Below are 520 nucleotides of genomic sequence, written 5' to 3' on the forward strand. Positions count from 1 at the left end.
AAGAAGAGCGCCGACGAGCTTTGCGAGATGCTCCGCACGGCTTCGAGCGAGCGGTATTTCCAGATGTACGAGGCGCTCAGGGAAGGGCGTTTCCGTCGAGAAGCTGCACGAAATCACGTTCGTCAAGGAATACTTCATCAACGAGATGAAGGAGCTTGTCGAGCTTGACGGAGAAGATGCTCCAGAATCCGGGACGCGTTCCCGAAGGACAGCCTCCTCATCCAGGCGAAGAAGGACGGATTTCTCCGACAAATATCTCTCGAAAATACTCAAGGTCTCGGAAAAGGACATCAGGAAAACGGCGCAACGAGCTTGGAATCCGCGAGGCGTGGCTTGCCGTTCCAGTCTCTGGCGTGAAGGGCGCGAACTACTACTATTCGACGTACAACGCCGAGGACAAATCCGACGGCGACGACGAACCCCAAGAAGATAATGATTTCTTCGGCGGCGGCCCGAACAGAATCGGACAGGGAATCGAATTCGACTAAACTGCTGCTAAGCCTTACGTTCGGCGATGCAG

1 protein-coding gene is annotated in these 520 nt (G+C 54.8%); it reads left to right on the top strand.

Annotation, left to right across the window (positions count from 1 at the left end; genetic code table 11):
* Positions 1–136 precede the first annotated feature (136 nt).
* Positions 137–433, top strand: coding sequence for a hypothetical protein (locus tag TRESADRAFT_RS16655; protein WP_425358249.1), 297 nt, complete (start codon positions 137–139; stop codon positions 431–433).
* Positions 434–520 lie beyond the last annotated feature (87 nt).

This window comes from Treponema saccharophilum DSM 2985, assembly GCF_000255555.1.
GTDB lineage: Bacteria > Spirochaetota > Spirochaetia > Treponematales > Treponemataceae > Treponema_D > Treponema_D saccharophilum.